This is a genomic window from Sulfurospirillum deleyianum DSM 6946 (assembly GCF_000024885.1).
GTDB lineage: Bacteria > Campylobacterota > Campylobacteria > Campylobacterales > Sulfurospirillaceae > Sulfurospirillum > Sulfurospirillum deleyianum.
This window is the reverse complement of the sequence record NC_013512.1, coordinates 89,927-116,305: the sequence shown is the minus strand read 5'-3', so window position 1 is coordinate 116,305 and position 26,379 is coordinate 89,927. Positions and strand designations below refer to the sequence as shown.

Below are 26,379 nucleotides of genomic sequence, written 5' to 3'. Positions count from 1 at the left end.
GTGGCAAAAGAGAAACAACACTTTTTACACAATAAAACATTCGGTCACATTGTGGCCGCTATGTTTTATATTATTTTAGGCTATTCGCTCTTTCTAGCAGCGTCCAATATGAACTATATTTGGAAATGGAGCGGTGTTCCTAAATATTTTATGTATGAAAAAACAGACACGATTACTTCTCCCATAGATGGCAACGTACGTATCAATGGTACCAAAATTATCATTGAAGGAATAGAAGATAGTAAAGAAATTGAGATTGAAAAAGGCTATACGCTTCAGATAGCAGAGGGTGATCATATCTATGAAAATGACCCCTTAGCATATCAAACGTCTATGCAAATGGGTCCTTTAGTTGAGGGGCTCTTAGTGACACTTGAAATTTCAGGATTGGCTGCAATCTTAGCATTTTCAATGGGAGCACTGCTTGCTTTTATGCGTATCTCTCACTACCAATTTTTAAAAGATATCGCAACAATTTATATTGCTATTATTAGAGGAACCCCTCTACTGGTACAAATTTTTATTTTTTACTTTATTATTGCAACGATTTTTGAGATTGAACGTTTCTTTGCAGGAGCTATCTCGCTAGGGCTTTTCTTTGGTGCATACATCGCAGAAGTTTTACGTGGTGCGATTCAATCCATCGACAAAGGACAATATGAAGCTGCCAAATCATTAGGAATGAACTATCCTCAAACCATGCTTTATATCATTATGCCTCAAGCTCTCAAACGAGCGCTCCCTACTCTTGTAGGAGAAATGATAGCCTTAGTCAAAGACTCTTCTCTTGTTTCTGTTATCTCCATTACGGATTTAACCAAAGTTGGACGAGAAATTGTCGCTAACACCTTTTCACCGTTTGAGACATGGCTCATTATTGCAGCAGTTTATTTTATGATTACGTTTTTACTGACTGCATTTGGACATAAAATCGAAACTAAAATGAAAAAACAAGGAGGCATGTAAGCTTTTCTAAAAAGCTTACCGCCTAAATCGTATATTCTTGAAGTTCACTCTGGAGTTCTTCAAGAATCTCTTTCTCACGCTTCGTAATATAATCAAGAATTTTTTGACTCATAATGCGATCAGGAAAAATACGCATACAATAACGATACGAATTGTTATACTCAATAATATTGATCACTTCACCTTGTAACTCTATTTTGCGATCATTACTCATGCCATTGAGTTCAAACTCGATCATGACATGCGCTCCTACAAAAATGCCATTATTTTCATTGCTCACAACCCCTAAACCGTTCATAGAGAGGTCATACAACCTTCCACTGGTTTGAACTGTATTAAATTGATGTAAATGAACAGTTGCCACGATATCAGGATGCACACGAATGGACTCTCTTTGAAGTGCTGGCATATTGAGTAAATAAATAAAGTTACTTAAAGTGACGGTATTGGTTTGGAAGTTGTACGAAAGGACATCAGCTTTCATATGTTTGCTAAAGTAGTTATTTTTAACGATAAAGGCATGATTATCTAATTTGATAGCAATGGCTTGCAGCGCATCTACTTTAAAACTAACACTCTCCCCCTCAATCGCAACAATGGTTGCCTCAGAACTAATAGGCACCCCTTTATACAAATTAAGAAAGATGATTTTTTCATCTGCGTTTTGCATCCTATGAAAACTTTCAATAATTGTATTGGTATGGGTTAACAAAACATCACCACTAAACACAAAATCATTGAAAGACTCTACCAAAGAGCTATTGGTCTCTTTTTGTTCACAAACAGCGATAAAACGTTGAATACATTCACATAAAAGCTCCAAATACGAAACACTTTTGTGCTCATGACAAAAAGCAATGTACTGTTCAATCACATAAAATAAACTGCGTGTTACTAAAAACTGCATCTTTATTTCATCATACCGCATCGTTACTAGTAATTCGTTTCGAAGAAAGGCAATCTCTTGATCGCACTTAAAGAGACTCTCATAAAGTGTCTTGCCAAGGCGTTCTATCTCTTCATCATGCGTTTCATGATTTAGTTTCTTCCATAATGTGGAAAAATACTCCATAAAAGAGTTCTCAAACGCCTTTAAAAAGAGTTGTGAATGGACTAAAAAACTCCCCTTCTCTTCCTCCAAAAGTGCTCCGTTTTCCATGATACTACCATCCATGACGATTTTAGTTTCATTATATCACGTTTTATAAAGAAGATACGCAATGTCTAAAATCACTTTCGTACCACGCCCTTTTTGAGAATCTATCCGCAATTTAATCTTACATTCATCGCAATACGCTTTTACTAAACTAAGCCCTATTCCATACCCCTCATGTGCGGTATCGGCTTGATAATAACGATTAAAAACTAAAAAAAGTTCAGACTCGCTCATTCCAATTCCCTGATCTTCGATGCAAAGCCTTGTATCTTGATAGGTTATGTGAATGGGATGGGTATCCACATTGTACTTAATCGCATTGTGCAGTAAATTTGAAATCACTTTAGCAAAACCATGTTTATCCGCAAAAAGGTTTACATGTAACCCCTGCGTGTATATCTCAACACCTTCATAAAGCTCTTTTTGCTTCTCAATCACCTGCATAACCACTTCATCTAGAAAAAACGATTCACGCACATCTCTTCGAATCTCTTTTTTAATATAATAATCTACTTCTTGATAGAGCTCATACAAATCATGACTTGCCTGTTCAATGCGCAAAAGACGTTTGATTTTTTTACTATCTTCTTCACTGCTTTGTAACATTTGTAAATTGGCTTTGATAACAGAGAGGGGAATGTTCAACTCATGTAGCGTATCTTTCAGTAAAATATCTAAAAAATGGTTGGTTTTAAACAAGGATGATAATGTATAAGAGACAAAAAAATAACCAATAATAACCGCAATAAATCCAAGAAGCGCAAACGAGAGGTATTTGTTTTGAACGTGTTCACACACCCATACACTCAAAAAAGTAAAACACCACATCACGATACTAAAAATCACAATGGTGCGAATAAAAAAGACTCTATCGCTACTTCTCAAAGCGATACCCAATACTTCGAATATTAACAATCGTCTCTTTTCCAAAAATTTTCTTGAGATTGTTAATATAGACTCGAACAGAACCCTCATTAATCTCTTCACAACTGTTCCACAAGTGATTATGAATCATCTCTTTCGTAATCACATGCCCTCTTTCTTTCACTAGCAGATATAACAGCTCAAAATCTTTCAAATTTAAATCAAGTTCAACATTACCTTTAAACAGACGCTTGCGCGCAAGATTGAGTTTATACTCATCATCAATGATTAACCAATCATCCACAAACCCTTTGGTACGTGTTAAAATCGCCTTCATACGTAACAATAATTCTTGTAAATCAAACGGTTTCTTAATATAATCATCCCCACCCAAAAGAAACCCTTTGGTGAGACTCTCTTGATCATTTAATGAAGTAATAAAAATAGCAGGGGTTCTATCTCCTGAGTGGCGTAAGGCGTTTAAAACTTCAAACCCATTAATATCAGGAACTTTCACATCCACCAAGTAAAGATCAAAACTGTTCTGATAACACGCTTCTAACGCCTCTTTACCACTTTTAACCAATGTACAAATAAACGCATGTTCCAATAAAAAATCTTCTAATGTTTGAAGCAATAATGTATTGTCTTCTAAAATCAATACCCGATAAGACACACAACACTCCTCTTTTTTCGTGGATGCTGACTCTTCATCTTTTATAAACCTACTTTATTGTGACGTATCCATGCTTGTACCAAGCTAATAGAGTCTCAAAAAATTTACATGTAAAAAGCCTATTTTAGCTCAATACTCTTAGTCTTTAAGTCTTGATTGAGTAAAATCATCGTATGTTCGCATCAGGCTTTTTATCTTCAGCTCTCTTTTTATTGCAGTGTAATTGCCTGTAAAATAATGACATATTAGTGTTAATTTAATATTAAAACAATAAAGGTTTTAAATGGAATACCGGTACATTGGAAAAAGTGGCTTACGGGTAACACCTATTTGTATGGGCACAATGAGTTTTGGTAGTTGGAGCGATAAAAAAGAGTCTTTTAAAATTTTAGATACTGCGTATGAGAGAGGCATTAACTTTTTTGATACCGCAGAACTCTATCCTGTACCACCCAAAAGTGATTATGCGGGATTAACCGAAGAGATGATAGGCGAATGGCTTCAAAGCAAACCTAGAGAGAGCATTATCTTAGCCTCTAAAATCGCAGGTGCAGCCAATGGCTGGTTTGTTCCACCGATTCGCCACGGATTAACAGCCATTGATGCATTTCATATTCAAAGAGCCGTTGAGGGAAGTTTAAAACGTTTAAAAACGGATTACATTGACCTCTATCAAGTGCATTGGCCAGATACCATTATTCCCAAAGAGGAGTCTATGAGAGCCCTCGATGCTCTTGTTCAAAGCGGGAAAGTACGCTATCTTGGAACATCCAACGACACTGCTTATGGACTTTGCAAATCCAATACCATCGCACATTACGAAAAACTCGCACGTTTTGAGTCCATCCAAAATAACTTTTCACTCCTCAATCCTCGTTTTTTAGATGAACTTTCAACCCTCTGCCGTACAGAAAAAGTTTCACTTTTGCCCTACTCTCCAATGGCAGGAGGGGTGCTCAGTGGTAAATATAATCATTCTTTCATTGACCCCCACACACGCTTTGGCGAATACATGAGCCATCCTGACGCACGACAACGCTTGATGGCCAAACGCTTTGTCAATGAAAAAACCCTCGCTGCGACCACACGCTATCTTGAAATTGCCAAAACGTATGATTTAAGTCCCATCACCCTTGCGGTTGCATGGAGTATGCATTTTGATTTTGTTGCTTCAACGATTATTGGCGCACGCTATGCCTCTCAGCTTGAAGAGAGTTTTAAAGCTTTGGAGATAAGTTTAAGTCCTGAAATTTTAAAAGCATGTGAAACGGTACAAAAAGAGATTTTGTATCCTATGGGTTAAAAACGCATTGAAAAAGTTTTGGTACAATAGCCAAGTAAAGCCGTGGAAAAGGATTGTGTGAATGGATAGGAACCGTCGAATTGTGAACTACTCGCTCATCGCTTTGGCGGGGAGCGGTGTGTACTTTAGTGTGAAAACCATGTTTACCTCTTTAGAACCACCCAAAAAGGCCCGTTTGGATGCGGCTACGTTTATTGATACCACCACCCTTCCCCTCAATGAAGTCTCCTTTTTCACATGGCAGAAAAAACCGCTTTTTATTCTTAAAAAAGATGCCTCTTTACCTTTAGATGAAAAGCGTGATATTCAGATTGGTGACTACTTTTACACAGTGATGATAGGCATTTGCACCCATCTAGGCTGTGTTCCAAAGTATGAAAGTCAAGCAAAAAAATTTATTTGCCCTTGTCACAATGGACAGTTTGATCAAAATGGCATTGCCATTGCTGGACCTGTCAGCAAACCCCTCGTCATTCCTCCCTTTAAAATCGAAGGTGAAACGTTAATTGTCGGGGAAGTGAGTGAAGCCTACCTTCAACTGATGGAGAAAGCAAACGCATGAATCTCAAACTCAGTAATTTCAACATCTTACTCTACACAGGCACCATTATGGTCATTGTGTGCCTTTTGCTTTTGATTTCAGGTATTTTTCTTGCCATGCACTATATCCCTGATGCCAATCAAGCTTTTGAGAGTGTCCACACGACGATTATGCATGAGGTAGACTACGGTTGGCTTTGGCGAAGTATTCACGCTGTGGGTTCGACTTTTTTCTTTTTACTGCTCTACATTCATCTGTTGGGTATGCTCTATTTTGGTTTTTATAAACACGGTAAAACGAAGTATTGGTATAACGGTATGGTGCTCTACTTTTGCTGTATGGTGATAGGTTTTACAGGCTACGTGCTTCCGATGGGGCAGATGAGCTACTGGGCGGCGCAGGTGATTACGAGCTTATTGGAGTATATTCCAGGCGCTGGAGAGGACATTGTGCTCTGGGTGCGAGGTGATTTTAGTGTGAGTGGCATCACCCTACTTCGTTTTTACACGCTGCATATTGTGGTGATGCCCTTTGCCATTGCCTTGATGATTCTTGTGCATACGGACTTTATAAAATGGTACGCTACGACCAAACTTTCATGGAATCGTAAAGGTTTACATGTAAGCAAAGAGGAGCGTTTTAGCAAACATGTTTTACCCGCAAAAGAGCCAAAACCTTTTTTCTCCAATGCCGTTTTAAAACCACTTTTAGCATCTACCCTCTTTTTAGCGTTCTTTTTTTATTGCGTCTTTTTTCAAAGCTCCATTGCCTTTGACGCCCTCAATCTCACCCCCGCCAATCCAGCCGACACACCCTCTCATATCTATCCTGAGTGGTATTTTTTATGGATGCTACAACTGCTAAAGAGCTTCTTCTTTGACATTGGGATGATTAAAGGTTCGTACATTGGCATGATCTCTTTGGTCGTGGTCAATGTGGGCTTGCTCTTGATGCCTCTTTTAGACAGAAACCCTAGACGCATTCCCGCACATCAGCGTCCTTACTTTTGTGCGTGGTTTTGGGCATTGGTACTCTCTTTGGTGGCACTGACGATTTTAGGAAAACTTCCCACAACAGAGCTTACGTTATGGTTGGGATTTATTTTTTCAACCTTAATAATGACCCTTTTTATTTTGTTGCCGTTTTTATCCCAAAAGGAAGCACATGCCAAATCTTAAAATTTTTGCCATCATCCTCTTTTTTATGAGCGTTTTGTATGTGGGTTTAGAGTTCTTACCTTACCATTCTTCCTTTGTGCAAACCACACATGTTGAAGTTCAAGAGGTCATTGAAACAGTTGAACAACAAAAGCGAAATACGATGGGATATACCATCATAGGTTATTTTTTAGTGGTTTCTCTTTTGCTTTACATTAAAATCATTCTGCAACGCACGCATCACAAAGAAGGATAAAGTAGTCTTTACATGTAAAGACTACTTTTTCTCTTTCCCATCCAAAATCATATCCATAATCATCGCTAAAATACCCAACGTAATCAGTGTAAATGCCCATGAAAAGCTTTTAGTGATAACATAGCCTACAATTAAAACGGCTAAAGCAGTTGGAACTTCGTTGTAGGCTCGAAAGAATTTTCCACTTTTCATGCAGGTGCCATTAGCAAGTTCTAAGCGGTATTTCTCGAGCGAAAAAGAGTAGAGAGTAAGAGCGAGTACAACTGCAAATTTGGCGTAAATCCATCCGCCACTGCTAAGCAGTTGGGTATCGAGGATAATCATCAAAAGTCCACTCGCCAGTGTCGCCCAAAAGGCAGGAAGCCCGATATATTTATACATTTTATACTCTTGGATTTTTACCACATCAACAAAGCTTTTTTTTTCAGCATGCTCCACATGATAAACAAAAAGACGAGGCAAATAAAAAAGCATTGCCATCCACGAAAGAAATGCCATCACATGGAAGGCTAAAACCCATTTGTAGTATTCCAAATGCTATCCTTCTTCAATTCTTTTAAGCATTATAACACCCCAAAACTTTGCCTACAATGGCACTGCATCAAAGTAGCATGAAGGAGAGACAATCTCTTCTTGGGCAAAAATAAGTAAAATTTCTCGTGAAGAAGCACATTCAGTTTTTTTCAGCAATCCATAAATAGAAGAAGTGGCATTGCACAGAGCGGTTTTGATACACCGTGTTCGTAAATAGTGAACAAAAAAGAGAGCGGTAATGGTATCGCCCGTGCCACTAAGGGTAATATTGAGTTTTGGGGTACGCACTCTCCAACATTGTCCTTTTTCAGAAACAACCAAATCTAAGGCATCATGAGGGGTATCGTCTAAATGTACTGAGGTAACCAGCACAATGCGAGGACCTTTGGCATGTAAAGCTTCTATGGCACTTTTAAGGCTTTCTTTGGTGTGAACGCTCTGGTGTGTGAGGTACTCAAGCTCAAAATGATTGGGCGTCATAATATCCGCAACACGACACGCATGTTCTGCCATAAATTCAGGAATACCCTGCCTGACAAAAATACCACGTCCCACATCCCCAATAACAGGGTCACAACAATACAGCGCCTTAGGATTGGCTTTTTTCACCTCTCCCACCGCTCCTAAAATGGCATAACCCAAATCAGGAGAGCCCATGTAGCCAGAGACCACGCCATCGCAGGTGTGCAGTATCTCTCGTTGTGCCAGTCCCTCTAGCAGTTCATCAACAAAGAAACCATCAAACACCCGCCCTTTCCATGAACCATAGCCTGTGTGGTTGGAAAATTGTACGGTATGAAGTGGCCAGACTTCAACCCCTAAACGCTGCATAGGAAAAACCGCCGCCGCATTGCCAACATGACCAAAAACAACGTGCGATTGGATGGAGAGAATATTCATTGCAAAAACCTTTTTCACGAATCAATTTTGAGAAACTCAGGGTGTAATGGTCAATCCCATTTTGTATCAAAATTTTAGTGCGAAAGCACTTCACACTTTCTTACATGTAAAGCAAAAAAGTGTGAAGTAAAGTCCTGTTTGGATGGAGGATTTAGCCTTTGCTAAATCCTTTTTACATGTAAAGGTATCAGGTTCTAAATTCGGAGAGTTTGAGGTTGAGCATTTCGGTCATTTTGCTGAGGTGTTCCGCTGCTCCAGCTATCTCTTCCACACTTCTAGCGTTTTGACTGGAGATGTCGTTAATCTGTGCTACGTCATTAATCATCAATTCAATATCTGCACCCGTTTTCAAGTAATTTTCTGCGGTTTTATCGGAGACCTGAGTTGCGTTATTCATCACATTTAACATATGGTTAATTTTACTCTCAACCCCATTGGCGGTTGTAGCTAAAGACTCCACTTTTTGAGAGTTCGCACTCATCTGTTCCGAACTATCCATAATGGCTTGAACAATGACATTGATGGTGGCATTGATTTCTTGAAGACTCTTTTGCGTACGTTCGGCGAGTTTTCGTACCTCATCCGCAACAACGGCAAAACCACGTCCGTGTTCACCCGCCCTTGCGGCTTCGATAGCCGCATTAAGCGCTAAAAGATTGGTTTGGTCTGCAATGTCACCAATGACCACCAAAATATCTTTGACTTGAGAAGCGTCCAAACTTAATTGTTGAATTTTATGAGCAAGTTCAATTTCGGTTGCCGCACTCGTTTGTATCTCTTGTGTCAGCTCTAAGATGGCTCCGTTGGCTTCACTAAGAAACGCATTGGCTTTTAGAAGCTCTTCTTTTCCTACTTTAGCTTCGGTGATACCTGTATTCATCTCTTGTTTTAGAATCTGTGCTCTTGTGGTTGTGTTCCCTACAATGTTCATGGAGGTTTCAACCGCACGCCCTACTTCAAGTGAAGTTGAAGAGAGTTGATGTGAGATAGAGGAGTTTTCATTGGAAAGATTTTTAGCCTCGCTAATGAGCAGACGCACTTTCTCAATAAAACGGTTAATACTCGCACTCGCTTGTGCAATCTCATCACTACCAATCACGTCAAGTTTACGGGTCAAATCACCATCACCGCTGGAGAGATTGTTCGCACGCTCTATAAGGTCATTGAGTGGTCTTGAGATGGTGCGCTGAACGATAAAGAGCGTTGCGCCAAGGCTTAAAAACAGTAAAATAATAGAAATAGCCAAAAACGATTGGATTTCTTCGGTGGTATTTGCATGAATTTGATCTTGAAGTTTTCCTATCTCTGCATCAACATTATCAACATACACTCCTGTGCCAATCATCCAATTATAAGGTTCAAAAGAGATGGCATAGGAAAATTTTGGAAGGGGTTTGCCGTCTTTTATTTTTGGAAAGTGGTATTTGACTAATCCTCCACCCTTTTTTGCTGCTTCAATCAACTCTTTAATCAGTAAAACACCGTTACTGTCTTTAAGTCCGATTAGGTTTTGACCTTGAAGCGCTCTATTGGTGGGGGTTAAAATATTGGTGCCTTCATGGGTATACACGAAGATGTAACCACTTTTATCGTTAAAAAATTGTAACATGTCCAGTTTTGCTAGAATTGCTTTTTTAATCTGCTCATCACTCGAGCCTTTTGCTTTTTGGTCTTTATAAATGGCGTGAACAGTTTGTTGCACAATCTCCATAATGGTTTTTAGTTCATTCTCGTAAAACGTATAGGAACTTTTTTCATAATCAGCAAGAAATGCTTTTGCATTCGATTTTGTATTGTAATAAGAAATACCAATAATACTTAATCCCAAAATGAGCAACGATAACACCAGTAACAGTAGAATTCTTGTCGAGATTTTCATCTTCTTTTACACCTCTATGAAGTAATTTTTATGGCAAGGCGGCTTATTTTATCATAAAAAAATTATTCTTGAAAAAGAAGAAGTACTGCAATGAGAGGTACATTATAAAGGAGAAGAAATGACTCATTATGGTGCATAACGTTGTCACGTAAGTAATATTGTAAAAAGGATTTAGCCTTTGCTAAATCCTTTTACATGTAAACATATCAGGTTCTAAATTCGGAGAGTTTGAGGTTGAGCATTTCGGTCATTTTGCTGAGGTGTTCAGCCGCTCCAGCTATCTCTTCCACACTTCTAGCATTTTGGCTGGAGATATCATTAATTTGAGCGACATTGCCTATCATCACTTCTATATCTGTGCCTGTTTTGAGGTAGTTTTCAGCGGTTTTATCGGAGACGTTGGTAGCGTTATTCATAACAGTAAACATGTTGTTAATCTTACTTTCAACCCCACTGGCGGTAGTGGCTAAAGACTCCACTTTTTTAGAGTTGGCACTCATCTGCTCAGAACTATCGGTAATAGCTTGAACAATGACATTAATGGTGGCATTAATCTCTTGAAGGCTTTTTTGCGTACGCTCGGCGAGTTTTCGTACTTCATCCGCAACGACAGCAAAACCACGCCCATGCTCCCCAGCCCGTGCGGCTTCAATGGCAGCATTCAGAGCTAAAAGGTTCGTTTGATCCGCAATATCCCCAATGACCACCAAAATATCTTTGACTTGAGAAGCATCCAAGCTTAACTGCTGTACTTTATGGGCTAGTTCAATTTCCGTTGCCGCACTGGTTTGAATTTGGTGCGTAAGTTCTAAAATCGCCCTATTCGCCTCATTTAAAAAGGTGTTGGCTTTAAGAAGCTCCTCTTTACCTGCTTTAGCTTCCAACATACCTGAACTCATCTCTGTTTTAAGGGTATTGGCTTTTGCAGTGGTGCTTCCTACAATGTTCATCGAGGTTTCAACCGCACGCCCTACTTCCAAAGAAGTCGAAGAGAGCTCATGAGAGATAGAGGAGTTTTCATTGGAAAGATTTTTGGCTTCGCTAATGAGCAGACGCACTTTCTCAATAAAACGGTTAATACTCGCACTCGCTTGTGCAATCTCATCACTTCCAATCACGTCAAGTTTACGGGTTAAATCACCATCACCGCTGGAGAGATTGTTCGCACGCTCAATGAGGTCATTAAGTGGTTGTGAAATGGTACGCTTAATGATAAAAAGCGTTATGCCAAGACTTAGTAACAGTAAAATGATAGAAATAACCAAAAACGATTGGATTTGTGACGCACTGTTTTCATCAATCACCGCTTGAAGTTTTTGTATCTCTTTTTCGACACTATCCACATAAAGACCCGTACCCAACATCCATTTATACGGCTCAAAAGGAACCGCATACGCATATTTTAAAAGCGGTTCACCATCTTTAACTTTTGGAAAAAAGTACTGCACCAAACCGCCTCCTTTTTTCGCCGCTTCAATCATCTCTTTAACAAAAAAGACACCATTGGAATCTTTAAGATTTCCAAGATTTTTTCCTTCGAGGGATTTATTGGTAGGAAGTAAAACATTGGTAGCATCGTATTCGTACACAAAAATATACCCACTTTTATCATCAAAAAAACGCATCGTGTCAAATTTTGCCAAAATCGCCTTTTTAATCTGCTCATCACTTGAGCCTTTAGCTTTTTGGTCTCTATAAATACCACTTGCCGTTTGTTGCATAACATCCATCAGCGTTTTGAGTTCATTTTGATGAAACGCTAAAGCGCTACGTTCATACTCCTGAATAAACATCCGTGCATTTTGTTTGGTGTTGTAGTACGAAACACCTATGATAGAGCCACCCAAAAGAGCAAGGGAAAGTATTAACGAGATAAGAATACGGGTTGAGATTTTCATGCTAACTCCTCATAAAATTGCTTATTCATTGTAGCACAAAGATTAATGTGCTTTTATAAAAAAAGGGTACAATCTTTTTTTTAAATTTTGGACGGAGCAGATATGAAGCACTATATAGCGCTTTTACAAAATAATGAAACACTCAGACGTTTAAGCGTCATTCAACTGATTTGTTATTTTGGGGCATGGTTTAGCCACATGGGTATTTATACGCTTTTAATTCAACTAGGCGCACCCATCTGGGCACTTAGTACCGCTGCTGCCTTTACCTTTTTACCGTCCATGCTTTTAGCTCCTTTTAGTGGAGCCATCATCGACAAAGTCAATACCAAACGCTTTATGCTCTTTTTAACCGCCATAGAGATTGTCACTGTTTTTTGGCTTATTTTTATCGACTCGTTGGATGCGCTATGGATTTTGTTGGGACTTATTTTTGTGCGTATGGGAACGGGGAGCATTTACTTTCAAACAGAGATGTCTCTTTTGCCAAAACTCCTCAACAATGCTGAGCTCAAACTCGCCAATGAAATTCACTCCATCATTTGGTCAATTTCCTATGCTTTCGGTATGGCAGTGGCGGGATTTTATATTCACTACTTTGGAACAACAAGCGCATTTGTGGCGGATATGATTTTATATTGTATTGGTTTTGCCCTGCTTTTAAGACTCAATATTCCCTCTTTAGCACAAAAACACGCTTTACATGTAAAAGCGATTATGCTCGAGGGATTTACGTATCTCAAGGAGCATCCTAAAATTGTTCATCTTATCTTTTTACATGCGTGTGTGGGACTCACAGCTTATGATGCGCTCATCGCACTCTTAGCGGATCAGCAGTATAAACACCTGCTTTCCGTTCCTCTCATCATAGGGTTTATCAATGCCTCACGTGCCGTCTCTTTGGTACTTGGACAGTTTTTCCTCAGTCGCCACATTAACCCCCAAAGCCTTTTTTATCTTTTTATCGCACAGGGTTTAAGCATTATTTTATGGGGTGTATTGCAGTTTGATTTTTATTTTAGTTTTATAGGTATTCTCTTATGCGGTCTCTTTACCACCACCCTATGGTCATACACCTATACCCTTTTACAGTATGAAACCGATGAAGCCTTTTATGGTAGAGTCATTGCCTATAACGATATGATTTTTATGGGTGTAAGCACCTTTGTCTCTTTTGCCATTGGCGCACTTTTTGAGTGGGGGATGGGATTGTGGTTGATTACTTGTTTATTGGGTAGTGCATTTTTAGGGTTTGCGTTTTACTGGAGATGGATACAAAGACTTCACAACTGATTCACAATTTTCGTTTAGAATGCCACTATTATTTTTAAGGAGTCCCAGATGAAAATCTTAAAAACTGTTTTACTCTTTGTGGCGTTACTTCTCAGTAGCATCACGAGCGCTCATGCAATGGGTGATAGAGAAAAGGGTGCTCTCATAGGTGCAGGAGCTGTTCTCTTGTTGCCATCCTTGCTTGAAGGTGCTGGAAATCTCTTTGGTGGAACGCCACAGCGAAGTTATACGACAACCCATTATGTAGAACAACCTCGTTATATCGAACGACCACACACAACAGTGGTTTACTCAGAACCGTATGTAAGAGAGCGGGTGATTATTATTGACAATGCGCCACGTCATCGTTACGCACCACCACGTCATCATCATCCACATCACTCTTACTACCGTGAGTATGAAAGAGATCGTTACTACCGTTAACCTCCGCACCTTTACCCAGAAGGTAGCATTTTAGGATGCTACCTTCTTAAAAACAATCATTCGTTTTTCATCCGTTTTAATACATCTCAATCCACATTTTTGCGCCATCATTTCGAGTGTTTTAGGCGTATAAAATACAATATGTGTCGGGTCTCTTCGGTACCACCACTGTAAAAAATGAGCGGCATCGTTTGTGTGAAAAAGAGTCATCAGGGCTAAAATTCCATTGGGTTTTAAGTGTTGGCTTAAAAGAGACAAAGTACCCAAAGGGTCATCTAAATGTTCAAACACTTCTGTGGACGTTATGAAATCATACATTTTATTTTCATAGCATTTTTTGGGTTGGTAAAATTTATCATAACACTCTACCCTAACACCTCGTCTTTCAATCAAACTGCTTAAAACAGGGGTAGGACCTGAACCAAAATCAAGCGATAGTGCTTTACATGTAAGCGTATCCCAAAAAAAATCTAAAAAATTCTCAAACATCGCCACATACCCCTCATTTTCTAAAGAGTTTTGATGATGCCCATAAAGGGTATGCTCCTCGTTTGAACTAAGATAATGGTCTGGATCTAAGAAAATAGCTTCACACGAAGGGCAAAAATGGTACAGTTTTTTTAAACTAAAATCGTCAATTTCCTTCGTTAAAGACCCACAAATTTTACAAATCATTATTTTATTCACTTTCTTTTTATTTTAGTCAATATTTTTTTACTAAATTAAGTTTTTTTATAAAAAAATATGGCTATTATAGCTTTAAACTTCAAAAGAGAGTGCATAAAAGATGCGTTACATAGCGGGGGTGCTTTTTTTTCTCTTAACATTACTACTCCTTGATTACTCTATTTCTCACCGAAAATTCGAAGGTGATGTGATTCGGCTGGGGATGAGCGGACCGTTTAGTGGTGGGCTCAACAGTGTTGGAAATCAATTTTTACTCGGAAGTCAAATTTATTTAAAAAATCTCAATGAAGAGGGCGGTATTCACGGTAGAAAAATCGAAATCATTGCCAAAGATGACCGATACGAACCCAAACTTGCCATTGAAAATGCCTATCACCTCATCGAAAATGAAAAAATATTTGCCTTTTTAGGTGTTATTGGAACCCCTTCTGCTGAAGCAATTTTTCCCATTGCGATTGAAAAAAATATCCCCTTTATCGGAGCATATTCGGGCGCTGAATTTTTACGAAAACCCCAAAATCCTATTGTGCTGAATGCTAGAGCCAGTGATTTGGATGAGATTGAAAAACTCGTACATTACTATACGCATATGTTTAATTACAAACGATTTGCCCTTTTTTACCAAAACGATGCCTATGGCATGGCAGCCCTACATGGTGCACAAAGTGCCCTTGCGAGAGAAAATCTTATCTTAATTGGCGAGGGGAGCTACAAACGTAATACCCTCTCTGTTGGCAATGCCCTCTATGAAATCGAACAAACCAACCCTGAAGTTATCTTAATGGCAGGTTCTACCCACGCCGTTGCTGAATTTATTAAACGGGCACGTAAAAGTGGCAAAATACGACACGATGTCAAATTTGGACTTTCCTCCTTTGTAGAACCCAAACCGCTGATCGAACTGCTGCATGGGAAAGGTGAGGGCATCGTCTTTGCGCAAGTTGTTCCTTCCCCCTGGACATCAGAAGTCACTGAAGTGCAAGAGTACCGAAGACTGATGCAAAAATACTATCCCAAAGAAGCACTGAGCCATGTCTCTTTAGAAGGCTATTTTGCGGCACGTATGGTGAGTGAAGTCTTCAAAAGCTTAGGAAAAACTTTTACAAAAAATGACTTTATTGAGGCATTGGGTACTTTTTCAAAAACGTTAGATGAAAATGTCATCTCTAAAAACAGAGATGAACGGTGTAAATGTTTACACAATGTACATCTAAGTGAATATGTTGATGAGGATTTTTATCTGGTAAGAAGCACCAATGAAGAGTAATCCACTGCATGATTTTATGAACAACATTGATGAAATGACCATCGCACGTAAAACCACTCTTTTATTTTTTATTATGCTAAGTGGTATGCTTTTTATTGGTGGTTTTGCCCACATGAGTATCAATCGTATCAAAAATAATTTTGATATTTTATACACCAAACAGATGCTTCCTACGATTCGTTTGGAAAATCTCAAAGATATTTACACCGTCAATATTTTGGACACGATTCGAGATATTGAAAAAGGTTCTATCAATGCGACGGAGGGAAAGGTTGTTATCTCTTTGGCGCAAGAACTCATCCAAATGGAGCTTAACGAATACAAAAAAAGTTTAGGAATTGATGAAAGTGATTGGCTTATTAAACTTGCACGTTCATGGGGCATTTTAAAAGAGACACAAAGCCATTATATCCCGATGGAAAACCGCAGTTTTATCGCTAAAATTGAGCAAAAAAGCTATATGATTGATAGTATTTTATTTAAGATGTTTCGCTACTTTGAATCCAATCAATCCACCAAAGCCTTAGAAATTTTACAAACAGAACTCTACCCAAGCGTTTACTCGATTAATAGCGATTTAACAGGTTTGGTCACCGTCAATTTGCAAAGTGCCAAAGAGGGATTTATGCAAACTACCGTGGTCTATGATAATACCTTTGAATGGATTGTGTTTGCGACGATTGGGACAACCATGTTTGCGGGGTTGTTAGCGATTATCTTGCTGCGCAATATCCGTCTGCTTCATGCACGTCTTGCCACACGCATTGCCGAAAAGACCAAAGAGTTACAACAGCTTAACACGGTTTTGGAAGAAAAAGTGCAACATGAGGTGGAGCAAAGCCGTCAAAAAGACCAGATTATGTTTCGGCAATCACGCCTTGCCGCCATGGGTGAGATGATTGGCAACATTGCCCATCAATGGCGACAACCTCTGAATGCTTTGGTTTTGATTATTCAAAGTTTTCAGATGAAACGCCTTGCGGGGATGGAACTGACGGATGCTTTTATTGATAAACAGGTGAACGAAGGTATTGCCCTTGCTTCTTTGATGTCTCAAACCATTGATGATTTTCGTCACTTTTTCAAACCCAACCAAAGTGAAGAACACTTTAGTCTTAAAGAGACGGTTTTATATAGCATCAAGCTGATTAAGGCGTATTATGCCAAAGCGGGTATCAAAATTTTTCTTACATGTAAAAACGATTCAATGATTTCTGGCTATCCCAATGAGTTCTCACAAGTCATTATGAACCTGCTCTCTAACGCTAAAGATGCCTTTGAAGAGCGAAACATTGAAGAGAAGTACATCGAAATTGTCATCTCCCAAGAGGCTCATCATGCGGTTATTCTCGTGATAGACAACGCTGGAGGCATCAGTGAAGAGGTACAAGATAGAATGTTTGAACCTTATTTTACCACCAAACACAAATCAACAGGAACGGGTATTGGGCTTTATATGTCAAAACAAATTATTGAAAAACAGATGAAAGGGAGTATTTGTGGCACTAACAGTGCCTATACATTTAGTCATGGGAAGTATTATGAAAAATGTACCATGATAACACTTTTGATGCCACTGGATAAAGAGGAGGAACAGGAAAATGGATTTTAACAGTTTAAAAGATTGTGTGGTGTTATACGTTGAGGATGAAAAGGCGGTTCGAGATCAGACCTGTATCATTTTAAAAGATTTTGTCAAAGAGGTTTATCTTGCGAGTAATGGGGAAGAGGGCTTAAATATAGCACTCCAAAAAGATGTGGATATTATTGTCACGGATATTTTAATGCCACATATGAACGGTATTGAGATGCTTAAAAAACTCAAAACAGATTATAATCGTTCTATCCCCGCTATTATTACAACGGCTTTTACAGAGACGAATTATTTGCTTGAGGCGATTACGCTTAAAGTGGATGGGTTTATTATGAAGCCTATCAATATGAAAGATTTAATCAGTGCCATTTACACCGCCATGTTACCCAAACTTCACAACAAAGAGATACAAGGGTGTGCATTTATCATTGAAGGACTTGCCGCACTCATTGGGGGTAAAAAAATTGAGATTTTAAAATATATCATCAACCATTTGGATGAAGATAAAATTTTTAATGGTTCCTATCAGGATATTATTGATAACATTGGCGTGAGTAAACCTACGGTCGTACATATGTTTCAACAACTCATTAAAGTAGGGATTTTAGAAAAAGTCAAAAACAAAGTGTATCGCTTCCGCAATACGAAATTAGTAGGAGATTAGTCGTTATGAAAAAAGTGTTAGCCTTATGTGTGTTGGGATTTTGGAGTGCGTTGTGTTCAGCAGAGGTGGTTTTTGAGACCACTCAGGGAAACATCGTCTTTGCACTTAAGCCAGAGATTGCGCCTAAGGCGTGTGAAAATTTTGAAGGGCTTGTCAAAAAAGGGTACTACAATGGCGTCTCATTTCACCGAGTCATTAAGAATTTTATGATTCAAGGCGGTGATCCAACGGGCACGGGAAGAGGGGGCGAGTCCATTTTTGGAGGGGCGTTTGAAGATGAGTTTAAACCTTTTGTCATGTTTAATAAAGCGGGTATTCTTGCCATGGCAAACGCTGGACGCAATACCAATCGCAGCCAGTTTTTCATTACCACCACGCCTACACCGCACCTAAACGGCAGACATACTATTTTTGGTGAAGTCATTGAGGGAATGGATGTCGTACGCAAACTTGAAAATGTTCCAACGGATAGCAGAGATAAACCACGTGAGCCACAGCTGATTCTCAAAGCGTATTTAAAATAATTTAAGATAAAATGATTCTTATTAAAGTTAAAGCGATAAACATGAGGAGAAAGTCATGAAAAAAATTGAGGCGATTATTAAGCCATTTAAACTTGAAGATGTCAAAGATGCACTCTCAAACATTGAGGTAACAGGTATGACTGTCCATGAAGTCAAAGGATATGGACGTCAGCAAGGACACTCTGAACTTTACAGAGGCGCTGAGTATGTCGTGGATTTTCTCCCTAAAATCAAACTGGATATCGTTGTGGCAGATGAAAATGTCGATAAAGTCATTGCGACCATTATGGAAGCTGCTAAAACAGGAAAAATTGGCGATGGCAAAATTTTTGTCAGTGAAATTGAACGGGTGATTCGTATTCGAACGGGTGAGCAGAACGAAGACGCTATCTAACCTAAAAGGAGACTTCTAGCACACCTCCTTGACTAGAAGTCTTTTTCTCCCCTCTTTCTAAACTTCTTTCATAGACTCCATAAAAATAGTCTCATCCTATGTTACAATCCGAAAAATATTTTTACATGTAAAGGTTTTTGTGAAGGTTTCAGCAGAAGTAAAAAATTACAGTTTTATTGTTTTAGGTTCTTTGTTTTTAGCGTATGGCGTGGTCGCGCTCTTCATCCCAAACGCCCTTGTCACAGGGGGAACAAGCGGTATGGCACTTTTAATGCACTACATTTTTCACTACCCCGTGGGCTTAATGATGATTGCCATCAACGCTCCATTGCTTCTTTTGGGAACCAAATTTTTTGGCAAACATTTTACCTTTCGTAGCATCATCGCCATTGGTTTTACCTCCGTGTGCATTGATAGTATGCGTGCGTGGATGCATATAACCCCACTGAGTCAAGATGTCATCTTAGCCTCCATTTTTGGTGGCATTAGCGTGGGCATCGGGCTAGGATTTATCTTAAGTGGACACGCATCCGCAGGAGGTTCGACCATTATCGCTAAAATTATTGCCTCCAAAAGTAGCATCAAAGCTTCAACGGTCATGCTCGTCATTGATATGCTGATTGTCATAACCATTGCGTTTATTTCTAAGAATGTGGATTTGGCACTGTGGAGTTTAGTGAGCATTTACATCTCCGCTAAAAGTATCGATGTCTTCCTCACCCGTGGACCTTCCAAAAAAGTCGTGCACATTGTCTCAAGCCAAATTGAGAGACTCTGCGAGACCATTGTGCACCATTTAGGACCCTATGGAACCATCGTACAAGGCAGTGGCATTTTTGAACACGAAGAAAAACGCATGATCTTTTTAGTGGTGGAAAACAGCAAAATCCCCAGACTCAAAGAGCTCATTCAAAGCGTGGATGATGAAGCGTTTATGGTGGTCATGGAAGCCTCAGAACTTTTGGGACGTGGGCATTGAGTAGTGGTGTGTTTTCATCTTTACATGTAACGCTTTTTCTCCCACAAAAACTACAAAATTTCACCCTTACTCACCTTATGTTATAATAAAAATCTAACAAATAAAAAACAGGTTGCAAGCGATGAAAAAACAGCCTCCGCTTCTTGTCTCACAAAACTCTGAAGGGTTTAGTGTCATAGTACGGGGCAAGTGGGTCAAAGAGTCAGTTCCGCTGCTTCAAAGCGCTTTTACGAGCCTTACATGTAAACCTCACGCTTCTTATACGTTTGACTTTAGTAGTATTGAAACATTTGATACACATGGCATTATGCTGCTACTGCATCACATTAAAAAACTCGAAAAAGAATACTGCATTGTACAGACTACAGGTGCAAGTGACGCATTTAAAACTCTTTTTTCTATCTGCCAAACACACTATCCCCACGAAGTGCCTCGTCCTAAAAAAGAGAGAATGGTGCTCTCTTTTCTTGAAAATGTGGGCAGAACAATGATGGAAGGCTACAAAACCCTTGCCTCTTTTTTCTCTTTCACAGGAGAGCTTTCACACGCCATCGGTGCTCTTTTTTTCAAACCTGCAAATATCCGTCTTAAAGCCACGCTCTATCACATTGAGCAAAGTGGAGCTGGTGCGATTCCTATTATTTTGCTGACCTCATTTTTAATTGGTGTGGTCATTGCCTATCAAGGTGCATCGCAGTTAGAAAAATTTGGTGCTAATATTTTCATTGTTGAGATGATTACCATCTCAGCGGTGCGAGAACTTGCCCCTTTGCTCACCGCCATTGTTGTTGCGGGGCGTAGTGCTTCTTCGTACACAGCACAAATTGGGGTGATGAAACTGACCGATGAGATTGATGCGATGAGCTCTATGGGCTTTTCACCTTGGAATTTTTTGGTGCTTCCTCGCTTATTTGCGCTGATTATTTCACTGCCTCTCTTAGTCTTTTTTGCTGATGTTGTCTCTACGTTTGGAGGCATGGTTATCGCTTCTACTCGATTAGATGTCAGCTTTGTAGAGTTTATCGACCGTATTAAGGAGACTGTTGCGTTAAAGCACCTTGTTATTGGATTGGTTAAAGCGCCTATTTTTGGGTGTATTATTGCAACCATTGGCTGTTTTCGTGGTTTTCAAATCACGAGCAATACTGAGAGTGTGGGAAAATACACCACCATCAGCGTGGTCAATGCCATCTTTTGGGTGATTGCGATGGATGCGCTTATCTCCGTCTTTTTAACGGAGCTAAAATTATGAAAAATGGTACACTCATTGAAGCCAAAGATGTCATTACACGTTTTGGCAGACACACCATTCACGAAGGAGTGAGTTTTAAAATCTCAAAAGGGGAAATTTTTGGGCTTTTAGGGGGTAGTGGCAGTGGTAAAACGACCCTGCTTCGAGAGATGATTTTGCTTCAAAAAATCAGCGAAGGTTCCATCACTATTTTAGGAACCAATGTTACCACCACTTCTTTTAAAATGGCGGAGCGTTTGCGTAGGCAATGGGGTGTATTGTTTCAGTTTGGTGCACTTTTTACCTCTTTAACCATTTTGGAAAATGTGAGCATTGCCATGAAAGAGTACACGAACCTGCCCGATTGGCTGATTGAAAAATCAGCCCTTATGAAACTCTCTATGGTTGGGCTTCCTTCAAAAGTAGCCACTATGTATCCCTCAGAACTCAGTGGCGGAATGAAAAAAAGAGCCGCCCTTGCACGGGCACTCGCCCTTGATCCGAAGCTTCTTTTTTTAGATGAGCCTACCTCAGGGCTGGATCCACAAAGTGCAAGAGCCTTTGATGAGCTGATTGTTACATTAAGAGATACGTTAGGCATTACGGTGGTGATGGTTACTCACGATAAAGAGACCATTGCCAATGTGTTGGATCGTTTTATTATTTTAGGGGATAAAAAAGTGTTATTTGAAGGTACAATGGCATCATTGAAAGAGACCCACAATGAAGCATTGAAAAATTTTTTAAGTTGAGGCAGAGATGGAAAATCGTTTAAGTTACATTTTAGTTGGAGCCTTTGTTTTTGTTTTGCTCATTGGCAGTGTTGTCTCAATTGTCTGGTTGGGGCGTTACTCGGATGAGGGAAGTTTTAAATTTTACCAAGTGGCAACCAAAGAGTCTGTCTCAGGGCTGAATGAAAAAGCTCCTGTAAAATTGCATGGTGTGCAAATTGGTGAGGTTAGGGATATTAATATCAACCCTAAAAACGCTGAAGAAGTTTTAGTCACCATTCGTGTGCAAGAAGACGCACCCATTAAAGAGAGTACCTATGCTATTATTGAAGCACAGGGCATTACAGGACTCAGCTACATTCAACTTCAAGGAAGCATCAATCACTCCAAAGAGCTTAAAACGGGAGATACAAAAGAGGAGTATGGCATTATCTACTCTCGCCCTTCTACCTTTTCACGTCTGGATAAGACCATCACCTCATTGAGTACCAAAGCTGAACAAATTTTTGAGCGTGCAGAGAATATTATGAGTGATAAAAACCTCAAAAATTTTGAAGCTATTTTAGAAAACAGCGCTAAAGTTTCTGAATCAACCAGCAAAACCATGGCAAATCTTGAAGCACAAAACAAAGAGATTAACCAACTCCTCAAAGAGTCTATTGAAGCAGCAAAAGGCATTCAAGCTATGTCGCACTCTTTTACCTCCGCGATTGATAATACAGGTATTGATACAATGGATAATGTGCGAGAAGCCGCTAAAAGTGTCAATACCGTTATGAATGGGCTCAATCAAAAATTAGAAAAAGGCTCCTTTGACATGGATCTTTTGGTCAAAGAAAACCTCTTACCCCTTCAACAAACGCTTGAAGAGTTACATCTCGTTCTTAATGAAACCAAAGACTTAGTCCGTAACCTCAAAGAGAGTCCTAGTGATCTTCTCTTTAAAGCAGAAACCATAGAACCCGCACCTCATGAATAGACTTTCTTGCAAAATTCATTGTGTAAGAAAGAAAAGCACCAAGGGTGCGTGGGCTTTTAGCCTAAGAAGCCCCCGTTTTAACGTAGCCTTTAGAGCTTTTTGCTTTAAGGCATATCAAGAGTTCTGTAAGAACTCTTATAATAAAAAAGGATGGATAATGAAAAAAGAACTTTTAGGACTCTGTGCGCTTTTTCTTTTAAGTGGATGTAGCTTCAAAGAGACAACACTCAAGCCTTATAACTACTCCCTTGAGCCCATGGTTCAACTCAAACGTTTTACCACACACACCAATGATGTCCTTAAAATCGCACGTATTGATACACCCAGTGGACTCAATTCACGTGCCATTCAGTACAAAAAGGGTGGGGCGATTTTGCCGTACAAATACGGAACATGGAGCGAAACACCTAGCCTAAAACTCCAACACCTCATCACCGAAGCACTGCAAGACCAAAACCATTTTGAATCAGTTATCTCAGGCACATCTATGGCATCGAATAACCTTGTTTTGGAGTCTGTCCTTCAAAATTTTGAAGAAGTGTTTGATGAAAATGAAAAATCGCACGTATATGTGAGCCTTCGAGTACGTCTGGTGGAGCTTAAAAGTGGAGAGGTATTAGGAAGTGTTCGTCTCTCTTCTAAACAACCCGTTACAAATACCAATGGCGCAGCAGGAACCGTAGAAGCATTTAATCTCGCCACGGCTGAGGTCATTCAAGAATTGGCCGTATGGATCAATGAGGTACGCAAGTAACGATGAAAAAAGTGCTCTTCTTCATACTATGTACACTGACACTGATGGCAAAAACAGACTTTAGTGAAATGAGTACCGAAGAGCTCATCGCCCTTTTGGGATACGTTGAACCACAAAAAGAGGAGCGTTTTTTAAAAGAGCTTACCCGTCGTGAAGAGAGCATGAGTGAAGAGCAAAAAGCACTCTATGAAGCATGGAAAAGGCAAAAAAGTGAAGAATAGACTTTTACTTTTAGAGGATGATACAAACCTTAGCGAAACGGTGTGTGAATTTTTAGAATCCAAAGGCTTTGAAGTCACACCGGTGTATGATGGTGAAGAAGCAGAAGAAAAAATCTATGAAAAACATTTTGACCTCTTTTTACTCGATGTCAATGTCCCCACCCAAAATGGCTTTGAACTCTTAAAAAAATGCCGCCTTCAAGGAAACACAACCCCTGCTATTTTTCTCACCTCACTCAATGCCATTGAAGATTTGGAGCATGGGTATGAGAGCGGTTGTGATGATTATTTGCGTAAACCTTTTGCCCTTAAAGAGCTTCTTTTTCGCATTGACACACTTTTAAAACGGGAATTTTTTCACGCACATACACGCCATATTATTCTCAATGATACTTGTACCTACGACCCGCAAAACCATCAGCTTTTTATCAACCATTCGCCTATTCAACTTCAAAACAAAGAGTCTAAACTGCTCAAACTCTTTTTGCAAAAGAAAAATGAAATTATCAGTCATGAGACCTTAATAGCGCATTTATGGGAATATAACGAACAAGGCAGTGACGAAGCACTTCGCACCTACATTAAAAATCTTCGCAAACTCATAGGGAAAGAACAGATTGTTAGCATTAAAAAATTGGGATATAAATTTACGCTCTAGCGAGAAAAAAACGCTCTGGTCGTTTTTAGGGCTTTATGCCTTTTTAACCTTGCTTATTTTGGCGTTTGTAGCATTTTTATACTATGGATTTGAGCGTGATTTGATGCTACAAAACCAAAAAGAGAGTCTCTCAAACTTAACCAATGAGCAAATTGCACGGCTTAAATCTTTACATGTAAACTTTGAAAAAGAGCAAACTTATCCAAGAGATGAACGTTTTAACTCTGCTATTTACGATAGTTCCCTCAGGGAAATTTTCTCGACTCTGCATGCTAAAAAAGTCAATCTTTATGAGGATATTTATCTCAAAGAGGGATTTATTTATTTTATTAAAGAGCTTGAGTCTTACTATTTAGGTGCACGTTATATTGCTCTTGAAGTTCCTGAACCAAAGGGATGGAACCACAAACTTTACCGTAAGCTTTTACTCTATGGTTTACTTTTATTTGCCATTTTAAGCGTTATTGGTTATTTTTTGCTGCATTTACTGTTACGACCTATGCGAGAAACGATTGGCTTGCTGGATCGCTTTATCAAAGATACCACCCATGAACTCAATACCCCTATCAATGCCATTCTCTCAAACATAGAGATGATCGAACTTGAAACACTTGATAGCGCCTTATCGAAAAAAATAAAACGTATGAGCATTGCGGCAAAAACCATCTCTAACCTGTATGATGATTTAACCTATTTAGTCCTTTCGCACCATCTTCTCTCTCATGATGAACCTGTGGAGCTTAAAAGCCTTATTGAAGAACGGCTGGAATACTTTTCACTCCTGTTTGAATCTAAAAAAATCACCCTTAGCACCACACTTCAAGAGGGGATTTTCCTTAGCATTGACCGAAAAAAAATGGCAAAACTACTGGATAATATTCTCTCCAATGCTATCAAATACAATCTTCCAAAAGGCACCATTCATATCAGTTTAAGCGAAGAGGGTATTGGGGTAAGTGATAGTGGCAGAGGCATAGAAGAGGGTAAACTTACTCAAGTGTTTGAGCGTTACAGTCGTTTTGATAAAAGTGTCGGAGGCTTTGGAATAGGGCTGAACATTGTCGCTTCCATCGCCAAAGAGTATGCGTTACATGTAAAGATTGAATCCAAACCCAATGAGGGAACAAAAGTGAGCATATCATGGTAAAAAAGAGTCTATTTTTTTTAGTTCTTGGTACAATTTTATGGGCAAAACCAACAATTTATGAGCGTAACTGTATCCCTTGCCATGAAGATTTAGCTGTTAAAATTGATAAATTTTTCTTCCGTTATCTCTTAAAATACAGTTCAGAAGCCGAAGTAAAAAAAGCCATGATCGCCTATCTTAAAAATCCAAAGGCAGAACATTCTATTTTGCAAGATGGGCTCATTCACCGCTTTGGTGTGAAGAAAAAAAGTACCTTAAAAGAGGATGAACTTAACCTTGCGATTGATGAGTATTGGAAGCGCTATAACGTATTTGAGCGTTTAAAATAGCATTACATGTAAGCTTTTAAAAGCGAAAAAAACCATACCACTACAAAAACAACAATGCTTAAAAAAACCACCGCACTGCCTGCATCTTTAGCACGCCCTGCCATTTCATGGTATTCAAGCGTTACCAAATCGGTCACCCGCTCAATCGCACTGTTCATTGCTTCAGCAATGGGCATTCCCATTAAAGCGATAAACATCAACAGTTTATAACTAAGCTCCAAAGGGATGAAAAAAAGAACAGGGGTTAAAAAAAGCACCAAAATGAGCTCCAAACGAAACGATGTCTCATGAGCAATAATATCTCTAAGCCCTTTAAGTGCATAAGTTGTATTTTTAAAAAAATGATATTTGGGTTGATTTCTCACAGAGTGCCT

Annotated in this window: 30 protein-coding genes; 21 read left to right on the top strand and 9 right to left on the bottom strand. The window is 39.3% G+C overall.

All coding sequences use genetic code 11. The annotated features are described in order from the left end of the window. Positions 1 to 966 carry an amino acid ABC transporter permease gene (locus tag SDEL_RS00645; RefSeq protein WP_012855927.1) on the top strand — a complete coding sequence of 322 codons (966 nt, stop codon included), beginning with the start codon at positions 1 to 3 and terminating at the stop codon, positions 964 to 966. A 22-nt stretch (positions 967 to 988) separates the two neighbouring features. Here SDEL_RS00645 and SDEL_RS00640 read toward each other — a convergent pair whose 3' ends face one another. The 3 genes from SDEL_RS00640 to SDEL_RS00630 are packed head-to-tail and all read right to left on the bottom strand — an operon-like array spanning position 989 to position 3,662. Then, positions 989 to 2,125: a PilZ domain-containing protein gene (locus tag SDEL_RS00640; RefSeq protein WP_012855926.1), complete on the bottom strand. Its 1,137-nt coding sequence runs from the start codon at positions 2,123 to 2,125 to the stop codon at positions 989 to 991. 36 nt (positions 2,126 to 2,161) lie between these two features. Next, on the bottom strand, positions 2,162 to 3,037 hold the full coding sequence (locus tag SDEL_RS00635; RefSeq protein ID WP_148209235.1) for a sensor histidine kinase: 876 nt from the start codon (positions 3,035 to 3,037) through the stop codon (positions 2,162 to 2,164). Beyond that, a complete protein-coding gene (locus SDEL_RS00630) occupies positions 2,997 to 3,662 on the bottom strand; it encodes a response regulator transcription factor (protein ID WP_012855924.1) in 666 nt (221 codons plus the stop codon). Before SDEL_RS00630 ends, SDEL_RS00635 begins: the two co-directional genes overlap by 41 nt. A gap of 283 nt (positions 3,663 to 3,945) precedes the next feature. Here SDEL_RS00630 and SDEL_RS00625 point away from each other — a divergent pair, with 283 nt between their 5' ends. The 4 genes from SDEL_RS00625 (at position 3,946) to SDEL_RS00610 (ending at position 6,919) form a co-directional block, all read left to right on the top strand. Continuing rightward, the gene (locus SDEL_RS00625; RefSeq protein ID WP_012855923.1) at positions 3,946 to 4,965 is read left to right on the top strand and encodes an aldo/keto reductase; all 1,020 of its coding nucleotides are present in this window, start codon (positions 3,946 to 3,948) and stop codon (positions 4,963 to 4,965) included. Between the two features lie 61 nt (positions 4,966 to 5,026). After that, entirely contained in the window at positions 5,027 to 5,527 is a 501-nt protein-coding gene (locus SDEL_RS00620; protein WP_012855922.1) for a QcrA and Rieske domain-containing protein, read from the top strand. Next, entirely contained in the window at positions 5,524 to 6,684 is a 1,161-nt protein-coding gene (locus SDEL_RS00615) for a cytochrome b (protein WP_012855921.1), read from the top strand. The genes SDEL_RS00620 and SDEL_RS00615 overlap by 4 nt, the downstream gene beginning before the upstream one ends. Beyond that, a complete protein-coding gene (locus SDEL_RS00610; RefSeq protein WP_012855920.1) occupies positions 6,671 to 6,919 on the top strand; it encodes a hypothetical protein in 249 nt (82 codons plus the stop codon). The genes SDEL_RS00615 and SDEL_RS00610 overlap by 14 nt, the downstream gene beginning before the upstream one ends. A 21-nt stretch (positions 6,920 to 6,940) precedes the next feature. Here the strand turns inward: SDEL_RS00610 and SDEL_RS00605 are convergent, their stop codons facing one another. The 4 genes from SDEL_RS00605 to SDEL_RS00590 form a co-directional block, all read right to left on the bottom strand. Continuing rightward, on the bottom strand, positions 6,941 to 7,453 hold the full coding sequence (locus SDEL_RS00605; protein WP_012855919.1) for a CopD family protein: 513 nt from the start codon (positions 7,451 to 7,453) through the stop codon (positions 6,941 to 6,943). A gap of 51 nt (positions 7,454 to 7,504) precedes the next feature. Further along, complete coding sequence (pdxY, locus tag SDEL_RS00600; RefSeq protein ID WP_012855918.1) at positions 7,505 to 8,353, bottom strand: pyridoxal kinase PdxY; 849 nt, start codon at positions 8,351 to 8,353, stop codon at positions 7,505 to 7,507. Positions 8,354 to 8,540: 187 nt separating this feature from the next. Then, positions 8,541 to 10,232 carry a methyl-accepting chemotaxis protein gene (locus SDEL_RS00595; protein WP_012855917.1) on the bottom strand — a complete coding sequence of 564 codons (1,692 nt, stop codon included), beginning with the start codon at positions 10,230 to 10,232 and terminating at the stop codon, positions 8,541 to 8,543. A gap of 206 nt (positions 10,233 to 10,438) precedes the next feature. Then, a complete protein-coding gene (locus SDEL_RS00590; RefSeq protein ID WP_012855916.1) occupies positions 10,439 to 12,130 on the bottom strand; it encodes a methyl-accepting chemotaxis protein in 1,692 nt (563 codons plus the stop codon). Between the two features lie 102 nt (positions 12,131 to 12,232). Between SDEL_RS00590 and SDEL_RS00585 the strand changes: the two genes are divergently transcribed. After that, positions 12,233 to 13,423 carry an MFS transporter gene (locus SDEL_RS00585; RefSeq protein ID WP_012855915.1) on the top strand — a complete coding sequence of 397 codons (1,191 nt, stop codon included), beginning with the start codon at positions 12,233 to 12,235 and terminating at the stop codon, positions 13,421 to 13,423. 48 nt (positions 13,424 to 13,471) lie between these two features. Beyond that, the gene (locus SDEL_RS00580; protein WP_012855914.1) at positions 13,472 to 13,846 is read left to right on the top strand and encodes a hypothetical protein; all 375 of its coding nucleotides are present in this window, start codon (positions 13,472 to 13,474) and stop codon (positions 13,844 to 13,846) included. A 30-nt stretch (positions 13,847 to 13,876) separates the two neighbouring features. Here SDEL_RS00580 and SDEL_RS00575 read toward each other — a convergent pair whose 3' ends face one another. After that, positions 13,877 to 14,521, bottom strand: coding sequence for a class I SAM-dependent methyltransferase (locus SDEL_RS00575; RefSeq protein WP_012855913.1), 645 nt, complete (start codon positions 14,519 to 14,521; stop codon positions 13,877 to 13,879). A gap of 112 nt (positions 14,522 to 14,633) precedes the next feature. On the opposite strand from SDEL_RS00575, the gene SDEL_RS00570 reads away from it, so the two are divergent. The 14 genes from SDEL_RS00570 to SDEL_RS00505 all read left to right on the top strand — a co-directional run bounded on the left by SDEL_RS00570 (position 14,634) and on the right by SDEL_RS00505 (position 26,005). Then, a complete protein-coding gene (locus SDEL_RS00570; RefSeq protein WP_012855912.1) occupies positions 14,634 to 15,800 on the top strand; it encodes an ABC transporter substrate-binding protein in 1,167 nt (388 codons plus the stop codon). Further along, entirely contained in the window at positions 15,790 to 17,412 is a 1,623-nt protein-coding gene (locus tag SDEL_RS00565; RefSeq protein WP_012855911.1) for a sensor histidine kinase, read from the top strand. Before SDEL_RS00570 ends, SDEL_RS00565 begins: the two co-directional genes overlap by 11 nt. Then, entirely contained in the window at positions 17,402 to 18,058 is a 657-nt protein-coding gene (locus SDEL_RS00560) for a response regulator (protein ID WP_012855910.1), read from the top strand. Before SDEL_RS00565 ends, SDEL_RS00560 begins: the two co-directional genes overlap by 11 nt. 5 nt (positions 18,059 to 18,063) lie before the next feature. Continuing rightward, positions 18,064 to 18,582 (top strand): peptidylprolyl isomerase, encoded by a 519-nt coding sequence (locus tag SDEL_RS00555; RefSeq protein ID WP_012855909.1) that lies wholly within the window; start codon positions 18,064 to 18,066, stop codon positions 18,580 to 18,582. Positions 18,583 to 18,637: 55 nt separating this feature from the next. After that, the gene (locus tag SDEL_RS00550; protein ID WP_012855908.1) at positions 18,638 to 18,976 is read left to right on the top strand and encodes a P-II family nitrogen regulator; all 339 of its coding nucleotides are present in this window, start codon (positions 18,638 to 18,640) and stop codon (positions 18,974 to 18,976) included. A gap of 139 nt (positions 18,977 to 19,115) precedes the next feature. Next, entirely contained in the window at positions 19,116 to 19,955 is an 840-nt protein-coding gene (locus SDEL_RS00545; RefSeq protein ID WP_012855907.1) for a YitT family protein, read from the top strand. Between the two features lie 121 nt (positions 19,956 to 20,076). Further along, entirely contained in the window at positions 20,077 to 21,207 is a 1,131-nt protein-coding gene (locus tag SDEL_RS00540; RefSeq protein WP_012855906.1) for an ABC transporter permease, read from the top strand. Beyond that, complete coding sequence (locus SDEL_RS00535) at positions 21,204 to 21,938, top strand: ABC transporter ATP-binding protein (RefSeq protein WP_012855905.1); 735 nt, start codon at positions 21,204 to 21,206, stop codon at positions 21,936 to 21,938. Before SDEL_RS00540 ends, SDEL_RS00535 begins: the two co-directional genes overlap by 4 nt. A 7-nt stretch (positions 21,939 to 21,945) precedes the next feature. After that, positions 21,946 to 22,896, top strand: a complete 951-nt coding sequence (locus tag SDEL_RS00530; RefSeq protein ID WP_012855904.1) for an MlaD family protein — start codon at positions 21,946 to 21,948, stop codon at positions 22,894 to 22,896. Between the two features lie 157 nt (positions 22,897 to 23,053). After that, the gene (locus tag SDEL_RS00525; protein WP_012855903.1) at positions 23,054 to 23,650 is read left to right on the top strand and encodes an ABC-type transport auxiliary lipoprotein family protein; all 597 of its coding nucleotides are present in this window, start codon (positions 23,054 to 23,056) and stop codon (positions 23,648 to 23,650) included. A 2-nt stretch (positions 23,651 to 23,652) separates the two neighbouring features. Then, a complete protein-coding gene (locus SDEL_RS00520; protein ID WP_012855902.1) occupies positions 23,653 to 23,871 on the top strand; it encodes a DUF1104 domain-containing protein in 219 nt (72 codons plus the stop codon). Continuing rightward, entirely contained in the window at positions 23,861 to 24,529 is a 669-nt protein-coding gene (locus tag SDEL_RS00515) for a response regulator transcription factor (protein ID WP_012855901.1), read from the top strand. The genes SDEL_RS00520 and SDEL_RS00515 overlap by 11 nt, the downstream gene beginning before the upstream one ends. Then, positions 24,489 to 25,676 carry a sensor histidine kinase gene (locus SDEL_RS00510; RefSeq protein WP_012855900.1) on the top strand — a complete coding sequence of 396 codons (1,188 nt, stop codon included), beginning with the start codon at positions 24,489 to 24,491 and terminating at the stop codon, positions 25,674 to 25,676. The genes SDEL_RS00515 and SDEL_RS00510 overlap by 41 nt, the downstream gene beginning before the upstream one ends. Then, positions 25,670 to 26,005 (top strand): hypothetical protein, encoded by a 336-nt coding sequence (locus SDEL_RS00505; RefSeq protein ID WP_012855899.1) that lies wholly within the window; start codon positions 25,670 to 25,672, stop codon positions 26,003 to 26,005. The genes SDEL_RS00510 and SDEL_RS00505 overlap by 7 nt, the downstream gene beginning before the upstream one ends. A gap of 2 nt (positions 26,006 to 26,007) precedes the next feature. Here the strand turns inward: SDEL_RS00505 and SDEL_RS00500 are convergent, their stop codons facing one another. Then, positions 26,008 to 26,370, bottom strand: coding sequence for a diacylglycerol kinase (locus tag SDEL_RS00500; protein ID WP_012855898.1), 363 nt, complete (start codon positions 26,368 to 26,370; stop codon positions 26,008 to 26,010). Positions 26,371 to 26,379: the final 9 nt, after the last annotated feature.